At 60.5% G+C, this 21,012-nt stretch carries 21 protein-coding genes; 13 read left to right on the forward strand and 8 right to left on the reverse strand.

Going from position 1 to position 21,012, the window contains the following annotated elements; genetic code table 11:
* Positions 1-2: 2 nt before the first annotated feature.
* From A6U86_RS09080 to A6U86_RS09110, 7 genes are all read right to left on the reverse strand, one after another.
* The gene (locus tag A6U86_RS09080; RefSeq protein ID WP_068389389.1) at positions 3-1,466 is read right to left on the reverse strand and encodes an aldehyde dehydrogenase; all 1,464 of its coding nucleotides are present in this window, start codon (positions 1,464-1,466) and stop codon (positions 3-5) included.
* Between the two features lie 4 nt (positions 1,467-1,470).
* Complete coding sequence (locus A6U86_RS09085; RefSeq protein ID WP_068389392.1) at positions 1,471-2,511, reverse strand: LLM class flavin-dependent oxidoreductase; 1,041 nt, start codon at positions 2,509-2,511, stop codon at positions 1,471-1,473.
* The gene (locus A6U86_RS09090) at positions 2,508-3,443 is read right to left on the reverse strand and encodes a flavin reductase family protein (RefSeq protein ID WP_068389398.1); all 936 of its coding nucleotides are present in this window, start codon (positions 3,441-3,443) and stop codon (positions 2,508-2,510) included. The genes A6U86_RS09085 and A6U86_RS09090 overlap by 4 nt, the downstream gene beginning before the upstream one ends.
* On the reverse strand, positions 3,440-4,285 hold the full coding sequence (locus tag A6U86_RS09095) for an alpha/beta fold hydrolase (protein ID WP_068389400.1): 846 nt from the start codon (positions 4,283-4,285) through the stop codon (positions 3,440-3,442). The genes A6U86_RS09090 and A6U86_RS09095 overlap by 4 nt, the downstream gene beginning before the upstream one ends.
* Positions 4,286-4,301: 16 nt before the next feature.
* Positions 4,302-4,904 carry an amino acid synthesis family protein gene (locus tag A6U86_RS09100; protein WP_068389710.1) on the reverse strand — a complete coding sequence of 201 codons (603 nt, stop codon included), beginning with the start codon at positions 4,902-4,904 and terminating at the stop codon, positions 4,302-4,304.
* Between the two features lie 398 nt (positions 4,905-5,302).
* Positions 5,303-5,998: a GntR family transcriptional regulator gene (locus tag A6U86_RS09105; protein WP_068389404.1), complete on the reverse strand. Its 696-nt coding sequence runs from the start codon at positions 5,996-5,998 to the stop codon at positions 5,303-5,305.
* A 162-nt stretch (positions 5,999-6,160) separates the two neighbouring features.
* Positions 6,161-7,069 (reverse strand): LysR family transcriptional regulator, encoded by a 909-nt coding sequence (locus tag A6U86_RS09110; protein ID WP_068389406.1) that lies wholly within the window; start codon positions 7,067-7,069, stop codon positions 6,161-6,163.
* A gap of 260 nt (positions 7,070-7,329) precedes the next feature.
* Between A6U86_RS09110 and A6U86_RS09115 the strand changes: the two genes are divergently transcribed.
* From A6U86_RS09115 to A6U86_RS09135, 5 genes are read left to right on the forward strand one after another with little or no spacing between them, the layout of a single operon-like run.
* Positions 7,330-8,136, forward strand: a complete 807-nt coding sequence (locus tag A6U86_RS09115; protein WP_068389712.1) for a 5-oxoprolinase subunit PxpA — start codon at positions 7,330-7,332, stop codon at positions 8,134-8,136.
* Positions 8,123-8,365, forward strand: coding sequence for an acetyl-CoA carboxylase (locus A6U86_RS09120; protein ID WP_068389409.1), 243 nt, complete (start codon positions 8,123-8,125; stop codon positions 8,363-8,365). Before A6U86_RS09115 ends, A6U86_RS09120 begins: the two co-directional genes overlap by 14 nt.
* Complete coding sequence (locus A6U86_RS09125) at positions 8,362-9,747, forward strand: acetyl-CoA carboxylase biotin carboxylase subunit (RefSeq protein ID WP_068389411.1); 1,386 nt, start codon at positions 8,362-8,364, stop codon at positions 9,745-9,747. The genes A6U86_RS09120 and A6U86_RS09125 overlap by 4 nt, the downstream gene beginning before the upstream one ends.
* The gene (locus A6U86_RS09130; protein WP_068389415.1) at positions 9,747-10,622 is read left to right on the forward strand and encodes an allophanate hydrolase subunit 1; all 876 of its coding nucleotides are present in this window, start codon (positions 9,747-9,749) and stop codon (positions 10,620-10,622) included. The genes A6U86_RS09125 and A6U86_RS09130 overlap by 1 nt, the downstream gene beginning before the upstream one ends.
* Entirely contained in the window at positions 10,612-11,583 is a 972-nt protein-coding gene (locus A6U86_RS09135) for a biotin-dependent carboxyltransferase family protein (RefSeq protein ID WP_068389417.1), read from the forward strand. Before A6U86_RS09130 ends, A6U86_RS09135 begins: the two co-directional genes overlap by 11 nt.
* A 57-nt stretch (positions 11,584-11,640) precedes the next feature.
* On the opposite strand, the gene A6U86_RS09140 is transcribed toward A6U86_RS09135, so the two are convergent.
* Positions 11,641-12,651 carry a GntR family transcriptional regulator gene (locus A6U86_RS09140; protein WP_068389420.1) on the reverse strand — a complete coding sequence of 337 codons (1,011 nt, stop codon included), beginning with the start codon at positions 12,649-12,651 and terminating at the stop codon, positions 11,641-11,643.
* A gap of 540 nt (positions 12,652-13,191) precedes the next feature.
* On the opposite strand from A6U86_RS09140, the gene A6U86_RS09145 reads away from it, so the two are divergent.
* The 8 genes from A6U86_RS09145 (at position 13,192) to A6U86_RS09180 (ending at position 21,006) form a co-directional block, all read left to right on the forward strand.
* Positions 13,192-14,265, forward strand: a complete 1,074-nt coding sequence (locus A6U86_RS09145) for an ABC transporter ATP-binding protein (RefSeq protein ID WP_068389715.1) — start codon at positions 13,192-13,194, stop codon at positions 14,263-14,265.
* A gap of 48 nt (positions 14,266-14,313) precedes the next feature.
* The gene (locus A6U86_RS09150; protein WP_068389425.1) at positions 14,314-15,213 is read left to right on the forward strand and encodes an ABC transporter permease; all 900 of its coding nucleotides are present in this window, start codon (positions 14,314-14,316) and stop codon (positions 15,211-15,213) included.
* Positions 15,214-15,215: 2 nt separating this feature from the next.
* A complete protein-coding gene (locus A6U86_RS09155; protein WP_068389426.1) occupies positions 15,216-16,061 on the forward strand; it encodes an ABC transporter permease in 846 nt (281 codons plus the stop codon).
* Positions 16,061-16,801 (forward strand): SDR family NAD(P)-dependent oxidoreductase, encoded by a 741-nt coding sequence (locus tag A6U86_RS09160; RefSeq protein ID WP_068389427.1) that lies wholly within the window; start codon positions 16,061-16,063, stop codon positions 16,799-16,801. Before A6U86_RS09155 ends, A6U86_RS09160 begins: the two co-directional genes overlap by 1 nt.
* A gap of 13 nt (positions 16,802-16,814) precedes the next feature.
* Positions 16,815-17,582: an SDR family NAD(P)-dependent oxidoreductase gene (locus A6U86_RS09165; protein WP_068389429.1), complete on the forward strand. Its 768-nt coding sequence runs from the start codon at positions 16,815-16,817 to the stop codon at positions 17,580-17,582.
* An 89-nt stretch (positions 17,583-17,671) separates the two neighbouring features.
* Positions 17,672-18,904 (forward strand): PotD/PotF family extracellular solute-binding protein, encoded by a 1,233-nt coding sequence (locus A6U86_RS09170; protein ID WP_068389431.1) that lies wholly within the window; start codon positions 17,672-17,674, stop codon positions 18,902-18,904.
* Between the two features lie 84 nt (positions 18,905-18,988).
* Positions 18,989-20,092, forward strand: a complete 1,104-nt coding sequence (locus tag A6U86_RS09175) for an ABC transporter ATP-binding protein (protein ID WP_068389435.1) — start codon at positions 18,989-18,991, stop codon at positions 20,090-20,092.
* Positions 20,093-20,124: 32 nt separating this feature from the next.
* The gene (locus A6U86_RS09180; RefSeq protein ID WP_068389438.1) at positions 20,125-21,006 is read left to right on the forward strand and encodes a polysaccharide deacetylase; all 882 of its coding nucleotides are present in this window, start codon (positions 20,125-20,127) and stop codon (positions 21,004-21,006) included.
* The last annotated feature ends 6 nt before the right edge of the window (positions 21,007-21,012 follow it).

Raw genomic sequence — 21,012 nt, forward strand, 5'->3', positions numbered from 1 at the left:
CCTCACCTCATGACGAAAGGATCGGGGATCGGATCATCTGACGTGCGCAGCCAGATCGTCTTGGTGCGCGTGTAATCGAGTGCCGCGGCAATGCCGCCTTCCCTGCCGTGCCCGGAAAGACCGAAGCCGCCGAAGGGGGCGATCGGCGATACCGCGCGATAGGTGTTGACCCAGACGACGCCGGCGCGGATCCCCTTCATCAGGCGATGAGCGCGCGTAAGATTCTGGGTGAAGACGCCGGAGGCGAGCCCATAGCGGGTATCATTGGCAAGTTTCAGCGCTTCGGCCTCCGTCTCGAACGAGACGACAGACAGAACCGGACCGAAGAACTCCTCGGCCAGCGACGGCGAAGCAACACCGTCGCAGTCCAGGATCGTCGGCGGGAAATAATAGCCATTGCCAGCCGGCCTCTCGCCTCCAACGACAAGACGTGCGCCGCTCCCGACTGATTTTTCGACTAGGGCTGCCACATGATCCTGCTGGCGCTTTGTCGCGAGCGGGCCGACTTCGGTCGCCATGTCGAGCGGCGCGCCGATGCGGATTGCCTCGGCCTTGCGCTTGAGGATGGACAGGAACGCGTCCTTGACGCTGCGCTCGACGATCAGCCGGGAGCCTGCAACACAGCTTTGACCGGTCGCGGCAAAAATGCCGGCGACCTGGGCATTGGCAGCGCTTTCAAAATCGGCGTCGGCAAAGACGATGAAGGGCGACTTGCCGCCGAGTTCCAGCGATGTCGAGGCGAGGTTCTCAGCCGAGTTGCGCACGATGTGGCGTGCGGTTTCCGGGCCGCCGGTAAAGGCGACGTGGGCGACCTTCGGATGCCGCGCCAGAGCCGCGCCACAGGAAGGGCCGAAGCCGGTGAGGATGTTGACGACGCCGGCCGGGAAGCCGGCTTCATGCACCAGACGGGCAAATTCCAGCAGCGGCGCCGGGCCGTCTTCCGAGGCCTTGACGACCATGGTGCAGCCAGCGGCCAATGCCGGGCCAATCTTGACGGCGGAAAGGAAGAGCTGGCTGTTCCACGGCACGACCATGGCAACGACACCAATCGGCTCGCGGCGAAGCCAGACATCCATATCGGGCTTGTCGATCGGAAGGTAGGATCCCTCGATCTTGTCGGCGATCCCTGCATAATAGCGATAATAATCGGCGACATAGGCGATCTGCGCCGAGGTCTCGCGAATGATCTTGCCGGTATCGCGCGTTTCCAGTTCGGCGAGCTTTTGGGCGTTTGTAGCGACGAGATCGGCGAGCTTATAGAGCAGCTTGCCGCGCTGCGTCGCCGTCAACCTGGCCCAAGGGCCCTCGTAAAGCGCGTGCTCGGCGGCATTGACGGCATTATCGACATCGCCCTCGCGCGCTTCCGGCATATCGGCCCAGACATCGCCCGTTGCAGGATCGATACTTTGGAAGCGGGCTTCCCCGTCCAGGAATTCACCGTTGATGTAGGACTGGAAGCGCTGCATGGGTTTACTCCGCAAATGCCGGCATGACCTCGGCAATGAACCGTTCGAGCGAAGCTTTCTTGCGCTCGAACGGCATGCCGGTGTCGATCCAGAAGGAATATTCGTCGTAGCCCATCGCCTGATAGGCCTTTAGCCGCGCGATCACGGTCGCGGCGTCGCCGACGACATTGTTGCTGCGCATGACAGCATCCGAGAGCATGGCATTCGCCCTGATATCCTCGTCGGAAATGCGCTCGATCAGGCCTTGCCGAACAGGCTTCTCGTTCTTGAACCAGGCGAAGAAGTAATTGTAGTAGACGCTGAGTTCGTGAGCGGCCTCAGCGATATCAGCTTCCGACGAGCCGACATAGGTATGGCGCAGCAGCATGATCTTTGGGCGCTCAATGTCAGGGTTCTTGGCGCAGGCATCGTTGAAGCGGCCCATCAGCGCCTCGACCTCGTCATCACCCTGCCAGAGCGGCGTCACCTGGACATTGCAGCCATTGGCGACAGCAAATTCATGCGAGTTCGGATCGCGTGCGGCGACCCAGATCGGAGGGTTCGGCTCCTGCAGCGGCTTCGGCGCCGAGGTCGTCGCGGGGAATTTGAAGAATTCGCCGTCATGGGCATAGTCGCCCTTCCAGATGCCCTTGATCGCGGGGATCAGCTCGCGCATGCGCTGGCCGGCGCCCCAGGCATCAAGACCAGGCAAAAGGCGCTCATATTCGAAGGAATAGGCGCCGCGGGCGATACCAATATCGAGCCTGCCGTCGCAGATGATATCGGCCATGGCCGCTTCGCCGGCAAGCTTGATCGGATGCCAGAAAGGCGCGATCACCGTTCCCGTTCCCAATCTCGCCCGCGAGGTGCGGCGCGCCAGATCGGCGATGGTCACGAAGGGATTGGGCGCAATGGTGAAGTCCATGCCGTGATGCTCGCCGGTCCAGATGGCGTGCATGCCGCCCCTGTCGGCGATCTCGCAAAGAGCGACGAATTCGTCGTAGAGGCTCTTATGGCTCTGGTTCGCGTCGAGCCGTTCCATGTGAACGAAGAGAGAGAATTTCATGCCCGTGCCACCTTCGTCGAGACCGGGCGGACGGTGCCGGAGGTCTCGTCTCCAAAATAAACGCCGAAATTGCCGATCTGGCTTTCGAGTGCGAAACGAGTGACGATATCCGCTGTCGAAGTCGTCTTGAAGCGCGCCCTGCTTAAGGCTTCCGGCTTGAGGAATTTGCCCTGGCGCGGCTCGCCTTGCGAGGCGAAAGCGCGATAGACGATGTGATGCCTGCCATCACTTTTGCCTTCATAGACGGAATAGAGAAAGCCGATCGTCACCGAAAGTTCGGTCAGCTCCTGCAGGTAGCCGCTCAGAATGTCGGTGGGGCTTCCGTCTCTGCCCTCGCAGCTCGGCAAGGAGAGGATATCATCGCCGAGGAGCAGAATTTCTCCTTCATGCTCGACGACGGCGGCAAGTTCGATATTGCCGTCTGTGGCGGCCGACACCGCCTTGCTCGCCAGCATCGGCGTAAAATAACCGCCGCGCGTGTAGCCGAGCCCATTGTGACTGCTGTTCTGGAACGAGGCGATACGTCCCATGAGGATGACATGGTCGCCTGCGTCGATGACCTCTTTCATGGCGCACTCGAACCAGGCGGCGACATCGGCAAGGATCGGACAGCCGTCAGCACCGCCGCTCCATTCGACGGTCGCAAACCTGTCCTCGACCGGACGTGCGAAGGTGTTGGAAATATCCTTCTGGGTTTCCGACAGGACGTTGATCGCGAAATGTGTAGCGCCCGTCATGGTCGCAAAATTGCGCGAGGTCTTTGCCAGGCACACCAGGAGAAGCGGCGGATCGAGCGAGACCGAGGTGAAGGAATTCGCCGTGAAACCGATCGGCAGACCGGCGGCATCGCGCGCGGTTACGACCGTGACGCCGGTCGGAAATGCGCCAAAGGCATCGCGCAAAGCCCTCGCGTCGATCTGTTGCATCGTCATCTCGCGCCCTCCCCATATGAAAGCCACTCGGCAAGCAATTCGTTGACGGTCTCGGGTGCCGTCAGGTTGACCATGTGGCGATGTCCCTCGACGATCCGCACCCAGCCTTTGGGCGTCGCCGCTGCCATTTTCTCTGCCATTTGCGGCGTCGAATTGGGGTCGTCCGAGCCGGTCAGAAACAATGCCGGCGCCTTTACGCTCGGCCAGCGATCGGCATAGGTCTCGTCGCCGCCGGCAAAAGCCGCATAGGCTGTCGCATATCCCTGTGGATCGACAAGGTTCAGCCAGTTACGGGTCAGTTCGCGGGCAACGGAGCTTTGGGCGTCATCACCGAACCAGCGTTGGAGCGGCCCTTGCTTGTCAACGCCGGTCAATGGGATTGCCGCCGCGCGTGCCAGGACCGCCGCTTTCGCCTCTGCATCGCGACAATAGACGCCGTTGAGATAGGCGATGCGCTTGATCCTCTCGCCGAAGGTCGCCGCCGCGCCGCCGGCGATGAGCGCACCCATCGAATGGCCGGCAACATTGACCACGCCGAGCTCCATCTCGTCAAGGAAACCGCCGAACCAGCCGACAAAGGCTGCCAGGCGGCTGCCTGCAGGCAGGGCTCTACTTTCACCATGGCCCGGCATGTCGGCGGCAATGACGCGATGCGTCTTGGAGAATTGAGCGATCTGAGGTGCCCAGGCTTCGAGGCGCATGCCGACTCCGTGGATGAGAACAAGCGGTTCACCCGTGCCCACCTCATGGTAGGCCGTACCGCCTGCCGTGATCTTACGGGGCAATGCTTTCACCTTGGGAGCATCTGCCTTGCCTTGCGCTATGGTGTCCAGGGTCGACATCGTGGCGGCCGCTCTCTCAAACGCCTGCCGGATTGGACACATCCTGTCCCAGATCCTTGAGATCCTGATAACGGTCGCCAATGCGATGATGCGGCCGGCCGCCGACGGAGGCGCCGAGAGCGACGACGATTTCATCCGCGGCGGGTGCATCGGCGATCGACGTCTGGATCGTCAGATAATGTGAGCGCCGGCCTTCATCGTTCTTGTCCATCAGCGGGATCATGATTGGCGCATTGGCCGGGCCGCGCGTGTTGCAGAAAGCGAGGTAGGATTTTGCGCCGACGGCGTGGCGATAATGGTTGCCGAAGCGCAGCGTATGGATCAGCGCCGAAGCATGTTCGATCTCGCCATCGAGGCCGACCACTGCCGACTTGCCATAGGCTTCGACGGCCTCGCCCGATCCGACGGCGTCAATGATCATTTTGGTGAGCAGTTCACCGAGAATCGGTGCCGCAGCGTGAATTTCAGGCTTCAGATCCTCGACAAAGTCGCGGCCGGCCCAGGGGTTTTTTACGATCGCGCAAGCCGAGAACAGTTTCAGCGGCGTCGGCGCGGCCCTGCCCCCTTCAATTAATGTGGTTTCGATCTGCAGGACGGTTTTACGGATTTGGAAGGTCATGATGCCGCTCGCTTTTCTGAAGTCCGTATGATGGTATGCCATAATACATGGCTGTCAAGCAGCTTTGTGCTGGCTGATAAAAAGTCGCGGAGCGGTGAAGAAAATCTAATTATAGCAATTAGTTAGATCGGAATACGATGCGAGGCGCCGTCATGCCTTCGATCAGGCCAGCGTCGCGAGATGGTCTTGGGAACTGGCGGATTGCGGTTGTATCTTAGCTATTTGGCGCTCTGTTTTGCATGATCTATCGCGGCAAATAATCGGATTGGGATAGGCTTATAGCCCGTAGGCTTGGCAGCCCGACAGGCAGCTCGCCGATGAGAGGCAGCCGAAAGATCGCAGATAATAATGCGCCTCACCGCTCCGGTGGAAGGTTGCGCATTAAACGGAGGCAGGGATCAATCGATCCGCTCGTGCCCTGAAAGCACCGCCTGGGCAATCGCGCTCGCGCCGGCGACATGGTCCATGGCGGCCTGATACGCGCCCTCGCCATCTCCACGCCGGATGGCATCGACAATGCGGGCCATCTGCGCCGGTCCTTGGACATCGCGGTTTTGCGTCTTGATCGTCATCGACCGCAGATGATTGATACGCACGGTCAGGAGATTGACCACTCCCCACGCGATATGGCGATCGACCATGCTGAACAGCGTCTGGTAAAAGGATGAGGTGTGGGCGAGCACGCCGGCCATATCCTTGTCGCGGTAGCTGCTTTTTATATCCTCAAGCGATTTGTCCAGGGCGTCGGCAATCGCAGGATTGTTCTGCTCCGCACAGAGACGCGCTGCCATGCCTTCGAGTGCGCCGCGGATCTCGTAGATCTGCTTTGCTTCGTCGTGATTGAGGTGGGCGACGATCGGCCCCTTGTTCGGGAGATTGGCGACAAGGCCCTCGGATTCGAGATGCCGCAGCACCTCGCGCACGATGGTGCGGCTCACGCCGAGCTGCGCGCAGAGATCTCGCTCGACCAGACGATCTCCCGGGCGGAAATAACCATTGACGATAGCCTCTCGCACCTTGTCGAGCGCGAGTTCACGCAATGTCTTGGCCGGGCGCTCCACGCGGATTGCAGCGCTATGTGCATCGTCATTCATGTCCGCACCTCAATTCCTGAATGCCATATTATGGCGTACCAAAATCTTGTACTGCTGGAATGAAGTCAATGCAACTCGGCCAGCATATCAGCGATCGCTGTTTGTGACGACGTCGCCGGTCTGCATCAGAACCCTCCTGGTCAGGGGAATTTGATGAAATCATCAGGCATTCGTGCCCGGCAGGCCGAAAGCCTGCTGAAAGTAGCGCCTGAATGCCAGCATCGGCGGTGTGAACTCGATATTGGCGCGCCATCCGAGGCCGACATCCATCGGCGGCACAGGGTCTTGAATGTTGACCGTTTCGATGCGGCGCCCCTCAAGCGACCAGGGACGATGCACCATGTCCGAGAGGATCGCGACGCCAAGGCTGTTGGCGACCATCGATCGCACCGCCTCGATCGAACTTGTCCGCAGAAGCACTTTCGGCTGGTAGGTGGTCCGGCTCCAGTATTTCAGCGAGGAATGAGCGGCCTCGTCGACGGTCAGCATGATATAGGGCTCTTCGGCGATCTCGCGCAGGCCGACACCATCACGGCGCAGCAGGCCGTGCCCGGCTGGAACCCAGAGCCGACGGACAGAACTCAGCAATGTCTCGGTCGTCAGCATCGGGTTGAGAATGTTCGACGTCAGCAGCACCGAAATATCGTAGCGGTTGGTGAGCAGCCCCTCTTCGATCGACTCGCGATTGACCTCGTAGATCTGGATCCTGAGCTTCGGGTAGAGCCGTCTCATCCGCTCGATATGCAGGGGCAGGAAGTATCCGATCACCGTATAGGTCGCGGCGACGACGAGCTCGCCCTCGATATCGCTGCTGACCAGATTGAGGTGCGTCGCTTCGTCGACCTTGGCCAGAATCTCATAGGCATGCGACAGGAATTGCCGACCGGCCGAGGTCAGTTCCATGCCCTGGGGCGTGCGGCTGAACAAGGAGACGCCGACCGAAAGCTCCAGATCCTTGATGGCGGCGGTCACTGCCGATTGTGATATCGACAGGCTGATGGCCGCATGGGAAATCTGGCCATATTCCGCCGTCGCGACGAAGTAGCGAAGCTGCCGCAGGCTGAGACTCATGATGCTTGTTCCCCATCAATTTATCTGAAAACAACTGTAGCTAATCAGATTCAAAGACCTAAAGGCGATGTAAATTTCGCTTCCTTCTCGCCCAATGTGCTTACTAAATTGATATTACTAGGGAATTACTGGTGCAATTTTAAGCTAGGATATCAATTAATCAGATAATGATCTTTTGAAAATTGTATTTTTCAACATGCGTCTTTCCCTCTAGCGTTTCCATAACGGCCCGATCAGGGCGAGCATGCGAGGGGATGCATTTGAAGGAAGCGGTCGATATCAATTGCGATATGGGAGAGGCATTCGGCCGGTGGCGGATCGGCGATGCTCTGGATGAGGAGCTCATCTCACTCGTCAGCTCGGCCAATATCGCCACGGGTTTTCACGCGGGCGACCCCAACCTGATGGACGAGACCGTCCGTCTGGCGGCGGCCCATGGGGTCGGCGTCGGCGCGCACCCCGGCTATAACGATCTCCAGGGCTTCGGGCGGCGCAAGATCAACGGCACCAGCCGCGAGATCATCAACGACCTGGTCTATCAGGTCGGCGCATTGCGGGAGTTTGCGAGACGCCACGGCGTGCCGGTGCAGCATGTGAAGCCGCATGGCGCGCTCTACATGGAATTGGCGGCGAATGTCGACCTATCGCAGATATTCATCCAGTACATGCGCACTGTGGCACCGAACATGTTCGTCTTCTGCATGGACGGTTCGGCGACCTGCCTTGCCGCGCAAGAGGCAGGTCAGCCGGTCGTTCGCGAGTTCTATGCCGACCGCGATTATGGCGATACGGGCTGGATCGTCTTTACCAGGGATGTCGGCCGCCCGGATCCGAAGGCGATCGCGCGCAAGGTGGTCAGGGCCTGCACCGAGGGCGTGGTCCGCACCGTCAACGGCACGGATATTCCCATTGCCTTCGATTCCATCTGTTTTCATTCCGATACTTTGGGTGCGCTCGATATCGTGCGCCATATGCGCGAGGCCCTTGTTGCCGAGGGTATAAGAATTGCACCTGTTTCGCAGATTTTGAACAATGACGCCGCGCGGAGGTCCCATGAGCAGGCTTGAGATCAGATCACCCCTTCCGGGAACCTTCTACAGGGCCGCGTCGCCGGACGTGCCCCCCTTCAAGGCCGAGGGTGACGCCGTCGCCGCAAGCGATACGATCGGGGTCATCGAGGTCATGAAGACCTTCCAGCAGATCCCAGCCGGTCTGGATGGCAGGAACATCACCTTCCTCGTCGAGAACGAGGAGCCTGTCATGGCCGGACAGGTCATCGCGGAGGTCGATCCATGACAATCCGCTCCGTTCTGGTTGCCAATCGCGGCGAGATTGCCGTCAGGATCATAAAGGCGGCAAAGGCGCTTGGCATTCGCACCGTGCAGGTCTATAGCGCGGCCGACGCTGAGATGCTTGCGGTCAAGCTTGCTGACGAGACGATCAATATCGGTTCGCCAGCGCCGAAGAAGTCCTATCTGAATATCGAGGCGATTATCGCTGCGGCTCGTTCGACCGGCGTCGACGCTGTCCATCCGGGTTATGGCTTCCTGTCAGAGAACGGAGATTTTGCCGATGCCGTCGAGGCGGCGGGCATGATCTTCATCGGGCCAAGCGGCACGGCTATCCGTATGCTTGGTGACAAGGTTGCTGCGCGCGAGATTGCCAAACGAGCCGGTGTGCCGACGGTGCCCGGCAGCGACGGGCGCGTGGCCGATATTGCGGCTGCCGAAGTGGTCGCCGGGCGTACCGGCTTTCCCATGATGATCAAGGCCGCAGCCGGCGGTGGTGGGCGTGGCATCCGCATTGTCCAGTCGCTGGCTGAACTGAAGGAGCAGTTTCCGCTTGCCTCGGCCGAGGCTGCCGCAGCCTTCGGCGACGGCGGCCTTTACATGGAAAAGGTCATCACGCGCGCCCGGCACATCGAGGTGCAGATTTTCGGCGATGGCCGCAACTTCGTGCATTGCTTCGAGCGCGAATGCTCGTTGCAGCGGCGCCGCCAGAAAGTGTGGGAGGAAGCGCAGGCTTTCCTGCTGCCCGACGAGGTGCGACAGCAGCTTTGTGCCAGCGCGGTGGCGCTTGCCGCTGAAGTCGGTTATCGCGGCGCAGGAACCGTCGAATATCTCTACGATGAAGATAGCCGCCAGTTCTATTTCATCGAGGTCAACACACGCATCCAGGTCGAGCATCCGGTCACCGAAATGATCACCGGCATCGATCTCGTGCAGGAGATGTTCAAGGTGGCGGGTGGAGCTCCCCTGTCTCTGTCGCAGCCCGACATTCAGGCGCGGGGCCATGCCATCGAATGCCGGATCAATGCCGAGGACCCGGCGAAAGGCTTTCAGCCGGCGCCGGGCACCGTGACGCGGCTTTCGATCCCAGAGGGTGAAGGCATCCGCTTCGATACGATGCTCTATGCCGGCTACACCGTTCCGCCCTTCTATGATTCCCTGCTCGGCAAGCTGATCGTCTGGGCGGAGGATCGCAATGCCTGCCTCGACAAGCTTGCGGTCGCGCTCTCCGGCCTGACCATCGAAGGCTTGCCGACGACGATCCCGCTGCATCTTGCGCTCGCGAGAGACCCGGCGGTGCGCAAGGGAGCTTTCCATACGCGTTTTCTCGAATCCTGGCTGGAGACCGATTTTAACGCGGTCGACGGCATAGCCACGGAGGTCGCCTGATGCCTGCTCGCTATACATTCGGAGGCGATGAACATCTCTTCATCGAATGCAGCGACGAGATGTCGCTCGAAGCCTTCTTCAAAAGCCTGTCGATGGCCAGAGGGGTGCGAGAAAGCGCCATCAAGGGCATTACGGAAATCTGCCCCGCCAATGCGTCTTTCCAGATCAAGTTCAATCCCGATCTGATCAAGCCCGACGACCTTCTGCGCGAGGTGAAGGCAATCGAGGGTGCGGCCGAAAAGGCAGAGCCCGTCATCACCACCCGCATCGTCGAAATCCCGGTTTTCTATAACGATCCGTGGACGCATGAGACGCTGATGCGCTTTCGCGAGCGCCATCAGGAGCCCACAGGAACCGATCTCGACTATGCCGCGAAAATCAACGGCTATGATGCTGTCGAGGATTTCGTGTCCGCTCATGCCGGCTCGCCATGGTTCGTCTCGATGGTCGGCTTCGTCGCCGGCCTGCCGTTCATGTATCAGATGGTGGAGCGGCAGCGGCAGATCGAGGTGCCGAAATATCTGCGCCCGCGGACCGATACGCCGCGCCTGACCGTCGGCCATGGCGGCTGCTTCGGTTGCATCTATTCGGTGCGCGGCGCAGGCGGCTACCAGATGTTCGGGATTACGCCGATGCCGATCTTCGATCCCACGCAGTCGACGAGCTATCTGCGCGACTTCATGGTGTTCTTCCGCCCCGGCGATATCGTGAAATTCCGGCCGATCGATCGCGGTGGCTACGACCAGGCAGTCGAAGACGTCGACAAGGGCCGGTTCGCTCCGCCGATCCGCGAGGTCAGCTTCGATCTCCGTCAATATCAGGCTGACATAGACGGCTACAATGCCAAGCTGGAGGGCGCGCTGCATGGCCATTAAGGTTCTTCATCACGGCCTTTCGACAACGGTTCAGGATCTCGGCCGCCCCGGCTATTTCCATCTGGGCATTCCGGTCGGTGGCGCCATGGATCGCTATGCCATGCGCGCAGCAAACCTTCTCGTCGGCAATGATGAAGGTGCGGCCGGGCTGGAGGCCGTCTTCATGGGTCCTAAGTTTGAATTTCTCGACGATGCGCTGATTGCGGTCACCGGCGCCGAGATGCCGGTCAGGATTGACGGCGAGCTTCAACCGGGATGGACGGCGCTGAAGGTCAGGGCCGGCCAGACGGTCAGCTTCGACTTCCTGAAGTCTGGCGCGCGCATCTATATCGCCGTGTCGGGCGGCATTGACGTGCCGGAGGCACTCGGCAGCCGATCGACCTATGTGATCGGTGCGCTTGGCGGTTATCAGGGCAGAGCGATTGCTGCCGGTGACGAATTGCCCGTCGGCAAGAGCTCAATGGCGAGCGAGGGACGATCTGTTGCGGAAGAGCTGCGCCGCAAGCCCGGCATGCCGGCTGAGTTGCGGGTGCTGCCTGGCCTCTACTGGGATCGGTTGACAGAGGAAGCCAAGCGCAATTTCTTTGCTGACCAATGGAAGGTGGCGCTGGAAGCCGATCGCATGGGCTACCGCTTCCGTGGCGGCCGCAAGCTTGAATTCGTCGAACGCAAGCAGCCCTTTGGTGCCGGCTCGGACCCCTCGAATATCGTCGACAGCTGCTACCCCTATGGTTCGATCCAGGTGCCGGGCGGCACGGAGCCGATTATCCTGCATCGCGACGCCGTTTCCGGTGGCGGTTACTTCATGGTCGGAACGGTGATTTCAGCCGACATGGATCTTATCGCGCAATTGCAGCCCCATACGCCAACGCAATTCGTCGAGGTGACGATGGATCAGGCGCTTTCGGCTCGTGCGGATCGCCAGGCATTGCTCGAGCGCTTGCGCGCGGCTCTGTCATGAAGGGATAGGCAAATGACGGCCGCTTCGACACCGAGTTTCATTCGGACTGCCGGCCTCTCATTCGAGGACGCGGGTCAGATAGGCGGCCGTTACGCTTGGGCCGGGAATGATGGCGACGATCTTCATCTGCGCGATGGTGCGATTGACCGACGCTTCCAGATGGCTCTCTATCATCGCCGCCGCCGCTTTGACGGCGCCGCGCAGCAGCAGTTCGGTTATCAGGCGCAACTCGGTGATGATGGCCGGGTCGCCAGGCAGGCCGAGTTGCCGGAGCAATCGTTCGGTCGCGGTAACCGGCAGCAGATTGTTTCGGATCGATTCCTTCAGCCGTTCATTCGGCGTGGCAAGGATGCAGATATCGATGAAATCCGCATGGACGGCCTCGATCGCCGAAAGATGATCGGCAGGCTCCAGCCGTTCCAACTCGGAAAGACGCAGGAAGAGGTCGTTCAATTGTTCGCGGTCGACCCTGTTCGCGCCGGCGATCAGCGCCTGCGGCTCAAGCATGCCGCGCAGGCCGTAGTGATCCTTGATCATCTGGGCGGTCAGCGGCCCGGCGATCCAGTGGGACGACTGGTTCTTGCGCACAAGGCCGCGCTCGCGCAGGCGGGTGAGCACATCGCGAACCACCGTGCGGCTGACCTTGAAATGGTCGGCAAGCTCAATCTCGATGATGCGATATTGGCCAAAGACGACGCAGCCGGCGACATCCGCCTCGACGGTGTTGTAGATCCGCTCCCAGGAGGCGCGGCTTTGAAGCGCTTCGTCGGCATGGCGGGGAATGGTGAGGCCCAGCGTCTTGATGTCGGTGCGGTTCGGCTCGATACCCTGGCCGGAGGGACCGACAAGATAGCCGCGCCCGTTGAAGCGGTGCACCAGCCCTTCGCTTTCCAGCGTCTGAAGAGCCCTTTGCACGGGTGCGCGGGAAATCTGCAGGATGTCGGCGATCGGACCTTCAAGCAATACGACGCCAGGCGGCAGCGTGCTGTCGCCGATATTGCTGCGCAGCACATCCTCCGCGATCTCGTAGCGCTTCTGCGCATTGGGGCGCGTATGGCTTTCGGTCATCTGATGCAATGGACTCACGTCGTTCCGATGCCCCACTCTTACGCGTTTTGTAACGCTAACATAGCGCAAAAATAAATGAGCATTGAATACAAAATATGTTTTTAAGTGCAAAATAGATTCTTGCTATCACGACGGTCGATGTCGAAGGTGGGAGATATGGCGGGCGCAAATCGAACATGCGCGCCCGGTAGATAGCTCGTATTTGGCATATTTAACGGATGTTTTGTGCCGAATGGCCGCGAAATTCCTGCGACTTTCCCTTCTTCATCCTTCGTGCCTTGGTCACGATCGCGCTGACCCCTAGACTTTCTGAAAAAGCCTATTGAATACAAAAATCATTTATGTAATGCTTCAATCGTCAAGGCGCTCGTTAGAAGCGCCACAGGTGGAACTCATTGAAACGCCAAGGAACATCTCTTTGACGCGCATGTGATCTTGCGCGAACGCAGACCGACGTCTGGTGTCTGGATTGATGGCAATCCGGCAATGGCGGCGCTTTGCCAAAAGGATGGTCCTTGCCTTGAAACTGGTGGGAATTCGGTGTCGACCGTTATTCAGCTCAAGAAAGTCACCAAGTCCTATGGCGGCGCGGCCGCGCTGGACGCGGTCGATTTTGCCCTGCCCGACAATGCCTATATCTCGCTGCTCGGGCCAAGCGGTTCAGGCAAGACGATGCTACTGCGCGTCATCGCCGGTTTCGAAGAGCCGGATTCCGGCTCGATCCTCTTTCATGGCAACCGCCTGGATGGAGTAGCCCCGCACGACCGTGGCATCGGCTTCGTCTTTCAGAATTTTGCTCTGTTTCCACACCTGTCGGTCGGCGAAAACGTCGCCTTCGGTCTGCGCAATCGCAAGGTCGATCCCGTGACCGATGTGCGCGTCCTGGCGAGGCGGGTTCAGGACATGCTGACGCTGGTTGGTCTCAAGGGATTTGACGATCGCGCCGTCACGCAGATTTCCGGTGGCCAGCGCCAGCGCGTCGCTCTCGCCCGCACGCTGGTGACCGAGCCGAAACTGGTGCTGCTGGACGAACCGCTGGGCGCGCTCGATGCCAATTTGCGCGGCCGCATGCGAACCGAACTCAAAGCTATCCGCGAGCGTTGCGGCGTGACCTTCCTGCATGTCACGGGCAGCGAATCCGAAGCACTGGCGATGGGCGACCTCGTGCTCGTTCTCGATGCCGGTCGCATCGCGCAAGCAGCCTCCTCCGACGCGATCTACAATCGCCCCGCCTCGGCCGCCGTCGCCCGCTATCTCAATTGCTACAATCTGTTTGCAGGTGCTGTTGTCGATGATGCCTTCATAGGGCCTGCCGGCCGCTTTCCCTTAAACGCCTCGCGCAGGAAGGCACCGCAGCCGGCCTATGCCATCCGTTACGACCGCGTTTCGATCCGTCCTCAGGACGCGGCGAAGTTTGACGACGAGGTCCGCATCGAAGCGGATTTCATCGCCAGCGAATATTCCGGCGCGGCGGTCAATTCCTTCTTCGCGCTCGATGACGGTCACGTCTTCGAGGTCGAATCCCATCTGAGCCACGCCCGTCCGCCGGCCCTTGTCGAAAAGGATCGCTATGCACTCGTCTGGAAGAAGGAGGACGCCCTTGTCTTCGGCTGATGTGACCTTCCCGAAAGTTTTTTCCGGATATGCCAAGGGGAGCGAGAGATGACCATGGTTGCCACACGTGAAGAGGCGGTCGAGGAAAGCGTGGCCGCGCGCGGAACGACGGCCAAGACATTCTGGCTGCTGGCGCCGAGCATGATCTGGATGATCGCCTTCCTGGTCCTGCCGATCCTGATGATGGTCTATGTTTCCTTCTGGACGCAGACGACCTTCAAGATCGAGCCGACGCTGACCTTGCAGAGCTGGATCACCTTTCTGACCAGCCCCACCTATCTCGGGGCACTGTGGACGACGATCCGCATCTGGCTGCTCGTGCTGATCTCGACGCTCGTCGTCGGTTATCCGGCTGCGCTCTTTGTCGGGCTCCTCATCAAGAACAAGACGCTGCAGACCGTGCTGCTCGTTCTCTGCGTCATCCCCTTCTGGACCTCGTTCCTGATCCGCGTTCTCGCCTGGCGGCCGATGCTCGGCACCGAAGGCGCCATCAACATGATCCTGATGAAGCTCGGCATCGTGCAGCACCCTATAGAGGTGCTTCTCTTCTCGGAGTTGTCGGTGATCATCGGCATGACGCAGATCTACTGCGTCTTCATGGTCGGGCCGATTGCCTTCATGATGGGCCGGATCGACGCCTCGGTCATCGAGGCCGCGCAGGATCTCGGTGCCGGCTTCTGGCGCATCTTCCGTACCATCATCCTGCCGCTGTCGATGCCCGGTGTGGTGGTCGGTGCGATCTTTGTTTCCGTGATGGTTCTCGGCGAATTCGCAACTGCCGCTGCCCTCTCGGGCCGCAAGGTCAATCTGCTCGGAAATATCATCGTCACCCAGGTCGGTTCGCTCAAATGGGCCTTTGCGGCGGTGGCAGGCGTCATCCTGACGATCGTCATGGGCGCGGTCATCGCGGCGCTGCTCAAGGTCGTCGACCTCAGAAAGGAGCTTTGACCATGAACGCTGGCGGCATTAAGCTCGGCCTGGGTGTTTATACGGCCCTCTTTCTCGTCTTCCTTTACGGCCCTCTCGCAGTTCTGGCGATCCTGTCGTTCCAGACGGGGCCGGAGGGCGGCCCACAATTCCCGATCATCGAATGGTCGACCTATTGGTATCAGCATCTCTTCGGGTTGACGCCGCCCTCGCGCATCGCTCCCCTGCCGATCGATCAGGCGTTGATCCGGTCGCTGGCACTGGCGCTGATGACCATGATCGTCTCGACCGTGCTCGGCGTCATGTCCGCACAGGCGTTCCGCCGCAAGTTCCGTGGCTCCGGCGTGGTCTTCTACCTGATCGTTCTCGGCATGATGGTGCCGGGCGTGCTGGTCGGCCTCGGCATGGCGCTCGTCGCCAATGCCTTCGGTATTGATCGGCACTGGTGGAGCACGGCCTTCGTCCTGCACGTGGTCTATACGTTCCCCTTCGCCTTCCTGGTGATGCTGGCGATCTTCAACCGGTTCGATCCGAGCATGGAGGAGGCGTCCTGGTCGCTCGGCGTCACACCGGCCCGCACCTTCCGCAAGGTGACCTTCCCGCTGATCTTCCCCGGCGTTCTCTCGGCCATGCTCTTTGCCTTCACGCTCTCCTATGACGAATTCTCACGGACGCTGTTTGCCTCCGGCCGCGAGTTGACGCTGCCGCTCGCGATCTACGGCACCTTCTCCGTCGAGGTTCATCCGAACGTCTTTGCCTTCGGTGTGCTCACGACCCTCTTCTCCTTCGCGCTTCTCGGCACCTACGCGATCCTGATGGGGATGTCAGTCCGACGCGCCAAGCGCGTCCGTATCCAGGAGGACGCGTGATGGTGACCAAGCTTTCCGCAATCGTCACTGGGGCTGGCTCCGGTATCGGTCGGGCCATCGCGCTTCGACTTGCGGCTGACGGCTACGCAGTTCTGGTGAACGATCTCTCCGGCGAACGGGCTCAGGCCGTCGCATCCGAGATCGTCTCCGTGGGCGGTACAGCGACCGCAATTGCTGGCGATGTCGCCAAGCCTGAGGACGTGGCTGCGATCCATGCCGCCGCCCAGGCCGCGCACGGTGACGTTGCCCTTCTCGTCAACAATGCCGGCATCGCGCATCAGGCGGCTTTCGAAGATCTCGAGCTTGCGGATTTCGATCGGATGTTTGCCGTGCATGTCCGCGGCACCTTCCTGATGACCAAGGCCGTCATGCCGTCGATGCTCGCGCGTGGTGAGGGCGTGATAGTCAATGTCGCCTCCCAGCTTGGGCAGATCGGCGGCATCGAGCTCGTCCATTACTCCGGCGCCAAGGCCGCCATCATCGGCATGACCAAGGCGCTTGCGCGCGAGGTTTCCAGCCACGGCGTGCGGGTCAATGCCGTCGCCCCTGGGCCTATCAATACGCCGCTGGTGCAGGGGCTTTCCGAAGAATGGCGCGAGCGCAAGAAACGCGAGCTGCCGCTCGGACGCTTCGGCGAGCCGGGGGAAGTGGCCGCGACCGTCGCCTTCCTGGCGTCGCCTGCCGCCAGCCTTTTCGTCGGCCAGACGCTTGGTCCCAATTCCGGCGACGTGATGCTCTGAAGAGGAAAAGCATATGAACAGTCAAAACCAGCGCATTGTCATCGTCACCGGGGCGGGTATCGGCATCGGCCGGGCGGCGGCCAAGGCATTTGCCGCGCTCGGCGATCATGTCGTCGTCACCGATATTCTCGAAAGCGAGGGCGAAAGCGCTGTTCGCGATATTCTGATCGCCGGCGGATCGGCTGAGTTTCGTCTTTATGACGTGCGTTCCACAGAAGCTGCCAACCGGCTGGTCGCGGATGTCGAAGCCCGTTTCGGCAAGATCGACGTCATCGTCGCCAATGCCGGCATCGCCCATCGCACGCCACTCGGCGAGCTCAGCGACGACAAATGGGACCTGACCATGGATGTCGATCTGAAGGGCATCTTCAGGCTGGTGCGTGCCGTCGTTCCTGGCATGCGCGCGCGCAAATCCGGAAGCATCATCGCCCTCTCCTCGATCATGGGCGTCGCCTATGGATGGGACGAGCACGTCCATTATTCGGCGGCGAAATCCGGTGTTGTCGGGCTGGTCAGAGGGTTGGCCGTCGAGCTCGCAAGGGATGGCATCAGGGTCAACGGCATTGCCCCCGGCTATATCCGCACCGCCCAGCTTCTTTCGGAGGAGAACTCGCTCGGTCCCGCCGGTGCGGAGAAGGCAGCCGAATTCATCCCGATGGGCCGGCTCGGCGAGCCGGAAGACATTGCCGATGTGATCGCATTCCTCGCGTCGAAGGGCGCGAGATACATGACCGGCCAGGTTCTGGTCGTGGATGGTGGCCTCCTCGTGGGGCGGTACTGATCGGTAGCGGCGGGTAGCCGCGCGATGCAAGCAATGAAGCAGGCCCAGCAAGGGCACAGGGAACAGCAATCAGCACTGGAGAACATGAGATGTCCAAAATGGAAATGAACAGGCGCTCTCTGTTGAAACATTCGGCCGGCGTCATGGCGCTGGCGATTGGGGGCGGCACGCCGTTCCTGTCGTCGCGGGCGGCTTACGCGCAGGCAAGCGGTCTTGCCAAGGAACAGCTGCGCACGATCGGGCTTTCCGTCACCGTGCAGGAGCGCATCCTGGATGATTTCCGCAAGGTCAGCGGTGTCGGGCAGACGTCCGGCACGGCCGCGACCTTCCCGGACGCGCAGACCAAAATCCTCTCCGGTTCCAAGGATTATGATTGCTGGGAGATCATCGCCGAGCGGCTGCCGTCGATCGTGATGACCAACAATGTCGAGCCGATCCCGGCCGCCTCCTTGAAGAACTGGGCCAATATCCGCGACACCTTCACCACGCCTTCCGACAAGTGGGACCCGAAGCAGCAGATCGTCGGGCAGATCTGGGCCGACGATGCCAAGACGACGCTGAACATGGTGCCTGCCGTCTATAACTACGACTCCATCGGCTACAATCCCGATGTCCTCTCGGCCGAGGAAGCCAATACATGGGCGGCCATCTTCGATCCGAAGTTCAAGGGCAAGTCGGGCCTCAATACCGATCCGCTGATCGCCTTCGGTCAGGCGATTATGGCGATGAACACGCTGGGACTTTCGAACGTCAAGAACCCGGCCAACCCGACGACGGCCGAAATCGACGAGGCTGCGAAGTTCCTCGTGTCGAAGAAGAAAGACGGGCAGTTCCGCGCGCTTTGGGGCGATTTCGGCGAGCTGGTCAACCTGATGGCATCGGGCGAGATGGTGGTCTGCGACGCCTGGCAGCCGGCTGTCATGGCGGTCAAGGCACAGGGCAAGGCGTGCAAATACGCCGTGCCAAAGGAAGGCTATCGCGGCTGGGCGATCGGGCCTTCGATGATCGCTGGCACCTCCAACAAGGAAGCTGTCATCGCCTATGCCGACTACTGGCTGTCCGGCGAGCCCGGCATCACCGTGTCGGAACAGGGCTACTACTCGCCCTCGACCAATATCCAGAAGGTCATGGCGCCGGACAAATATGCCTTCTGGTACGAAGGCAAGCCCTGGGTGGGCGCTGCCGAACGCGGCATCAAGGAAGGCGACCTGCGTGACGGCGGCTCGCTGGCCGAGCGCGCGAAGAACGTCGCCTACTGGCATCAGTGGCCGGATGAATACGACCATCTCGTCCAGAAGTGGGATGAATTCCTCAATGCTTAATCCGGCGACGCAGGCTTCGGCCGTCCGTCTCTTGCTCTGCGGGGAGGCCATTCCGGCCTCTCCGCCCACGACCGGAGATCTCTCATGATTTATGACCTGGAACTCATCAATGCCGGCAAGGTCTATGATAACGGCACGCCCGCCGTCATCGACTTCAATCTGGCCATCGAAAAGGGCGAGTTCATTGCCTTCCTGGGACCGTCGGGCTGCGGCAAGACAACGACGCTGCGCATGATCGCCGGCTTCGAGAGCATTTCCTCCGGCGACATGATGATCAAGGGCGAGCGCATGAACGATGTGCGACCGCAAAACCGGCCGACATCGATGATCTTCCAAAACTATGCGCTGTTTCCGCATATGACTGTTCGGCGCAATGTCGGATACGGCCTCGAAGTCAAAGGCATGCCGAAGGCCGAGCGGGATGCTCGGGTCGACCGTATTCTGGCGACGCTCGGGCTTGAGGATATTGCCGAGCGCAAGCCGGACAAGCTTTCCGGCGGTCAGCGCCAGCGCATTGCGCTTGCACGCGGGCTGGTGGTGGAGCCGGACGTGCTGCTTCTCGACGAACCCCTTGGCGCGCTCGACGCCAATCTGCGCAAGGCGATCCAGAACGAGCTCAAGCTGCTGCAGAAGAGGCTCGGCGTCACCTTCGTCTTCGTCACGCATGCCCAGTCGGAAGCGCTGGCGCTGTCTGACCGGATCGTCGTGATGAACCAGGGTAAGGTCGAGCAGATCAGCCCGCCGCATCAGCTCTATACCCGTCCCGATACGCCATTCGTTGCGCAGTTCATCGGCCGCAACACCATCTTCGAAGGCGAGGTTGCGGGCGTGCAAGCTGACAATACACTCGTCTCGACCTCGTTCGGCATGCTGTCCGGCTGCGCCAATGGCGGCCTTTCGAGCAGGGTCAACATCGTCATTCCCTCGGAAGCGATCGAAGTCCACGCGACTGAAGGCGCTGCGCGAGACAGCCTCGCCGGCGCTTTCGGCGGCAATGTCGTCGGCGCGCGCGTCGATCGTTTCGATGTCGTCGGTCATATCTCGCAGATCGGCGTCAGCCTGCCTGATGGCCGAGGGCTCGCGCTCGAAGCGCATATCGACAAATACCGGCCCGATCTCTTTCCCATCGGCGCCGACGTCATGCTTACCTGGAACCCGGCCGACGCGACCGTCATTCCAGCTCACTGAGAACTAAAAACCTGATCGAAGGAGGTCATCCCATGGCAAAAGAAATCCTGTGCAGTTTCGGTGTCGACGTCGATGCCGTCGCCGGCTGGCTCGGCTCCTATGGCGGCGAGGATTCGCCTGACGATATCTCGCGCGGCCTTTTTGCCGGCGAAGTCGGCAGCCCTCGGCTGGTGAAGCTGTTCGAGCGGTTTGGCATCAAGACCACGTGGTTCATTCCCGGCCATTCAATCGAGACTTTTCCCGAGCAGATGCAGGCCGTCGCCGATGCCGGCCACGAAATCGGCATTCACGGCTATAGCCACGAAAACCCGATCGCCATGACGCGCGAACAGGAAACCGAAATCCTCGACAAGTGCATCGAGCTGGTGACCAAGCTTTCCGGCAAGCGCCCGACCGGGTATGTCGCCCCCTGGTGGGAATTCTCTAATGTCACCAACGAGCTGCTGCTGGAGCGCGGCATCAAGTACGACCACTCGTTGATGCATAAAGACTTCACGCCCTATTATGTGCGGGTCGGCGACAGCTGGACGAAGATCGATTACTCCCGCAAGCCATCGGAATGGATGGTGCCTTTGAAGCGCGGCCAGGAAACCGATCTGATCGAAATTCCGGCATCCTGGTATCTCGACGACCTGCCGCCGATGATGTTCATCAAGAAGTCGCCCAACAGCCACGGCTTCGTCAATCCGCACGATATAGAGCAGATGTGGCGCGATCAGTTCGACTGGGTCTATCGCGAGATGGATTATGCCGTCTTCCCGATCACCATCCATCCCGATGTCGCCGGCAGGCCGCAGGTGCTGATGATGCTGGAGCGGCTCTACGCCTATATGATCAAGCATCCCGGCGTGAAGTTCGTGACGATGAACGAGATCGCCGACGATTTTGCTGCCCGCTTCCCGCGCCAGAAATAGCCGGCT

Origin of the sequence: Rhizobium sp. AC27/96, assembly GCF_001692325.1 — a bacterium.
In the GTDB taxonomy this organism is placed as follows: Bacteria; Pseudomonadota; Alphaproteobacteria; order Rhizobiales; family Rhizobiaceae; genus Rhizobium.

Coding starts and splice junctions, on each gene's coding strand:
- A6U86_RS09080 (WP_068389389.1), bottom strand. CDS start 1,466: ATGCAGCGCTTCCAGTCCTACATCAACGGTGAATTCCTGGACGGGGAA.
- A6U86_RS09085 (WP_068389392.1), bottom strand. CDS start 2,511: ATGAAATTCTCTCTCTTCGTTCACATGGAACGGCTCGACGCGAACCAG.
- A6U86_RS09090 (WP_068389398.1), bottom strand. CDS start 3,443: ATGACGATGCAACAGATCGACGCGAGGGCTTTGCGCGATGCCTTTGGC.
- A6U86_RS09095 (WP_068389400.1), bottom strand. CDS start 4,285: ATGTCGACCCTGGACACCATAGCGCAAGGCAAGGCAGATGCTCCCAAG.
- A6U86_RS09100 (WP_068389710.1), bottom strand. CDS start 4,904: ATGACCTTCCAAATCCGTAAAACCGTCCTGCAGATCGAAACCACATTA.
- A6U86_RS09105 (WP_068389404.1), bottom strand. CDS start 5,998: ATGAATGACGATGCACATAGCGCTGCAATCCGCGTGGAGCGCCCGGCC.
- A6U86_RS09110 (WP_068389406.1), bottom strand. CDS start 7,069: ATGAGTCTCAGCCTGCGGCAGCTTCGCTACTTCGTCGCGACGGCGGAA.
- A6U86_RS09120 (WP_068389409.1), top strand. CDS start 8,123: ATGAGCAGGCTTGAGATCAGATCACCCCTTCCGGGAACCTTCTACAGG.
- A6U86_RS09125 (WP_068389411.1), top strand. CDS start 8,362: ATGACAATCCGCTCCGTTCTGGTTGCCAATCGCGGCGAGATTGCCGTC.
- A6U86_RS09130 (WP_068389415.1), top strand. CDS start 9,747: ATGCCTGCTCGCTATACATTCGGAGGCGATGAACATCTCTTCATCGAA.
- A6U86_RS09135 (WP_068389417.1), top strand. CDS start 10,612: ATGGCCATTAAGGTTCTTCATCACGGCCTTTCGACAACGGTTCAGGAT.
- A6U86_RS09140 (WP_068389420.1), bottom strand. CDS start 12,651: ATGACCGAAAGCCATACGCGCCCCAATGCGCAGAAGCGCTACGAGATC.
- A6U86_RS09150 (WP_068389425.1), top strand. CDS start 14,314: ATGACCATGGTTGCCACACGTGAAGAGGCGGTCGAGGAAAGCGTGGCC.
- A6U86_RS09155 (WP_068389426.1), top strand. CDS start 15,216: ATGAACGCTGGCGGCATTAAGCTCGGCCTGGGTGTTTATACGGCCCTC.
- A6U86_RS09160 (WP_068389427.1), top strand. CDS start 16,061: ATGGTGACCAAGCTTTCCGCAATCGTCACTGGGGCTGGCTCCGGTATC.
- A6U86_RS09165 (WP_068389429.1), top strand. CDS start 16,815: ATGAACAGTCAAAACCAGCGCATTGTCATCGTCACCGGGGCGGGTATC.
- A6U86_RS09170 (WP_068389431.1), top strand. CDS start 17,672: ATGTCCAAAATGGAAATGAACAGGCGCTCTCTGTTGAAACATTCGGCC.
- A6U86_RS09175 (WP_068389435.1), top strand. CDS start 18,989: ATGATTTATGACCTGGAACTCATCAATGCCGGCAAGGTCTATGATAAC.
- A6U86_RS09180 (WP_068389438.1), top strand. CDS start 20,125: ATGGCAAAAGAAATCCTGTGCAGTTTCGGTGTCGACGTCGATGCCGTC.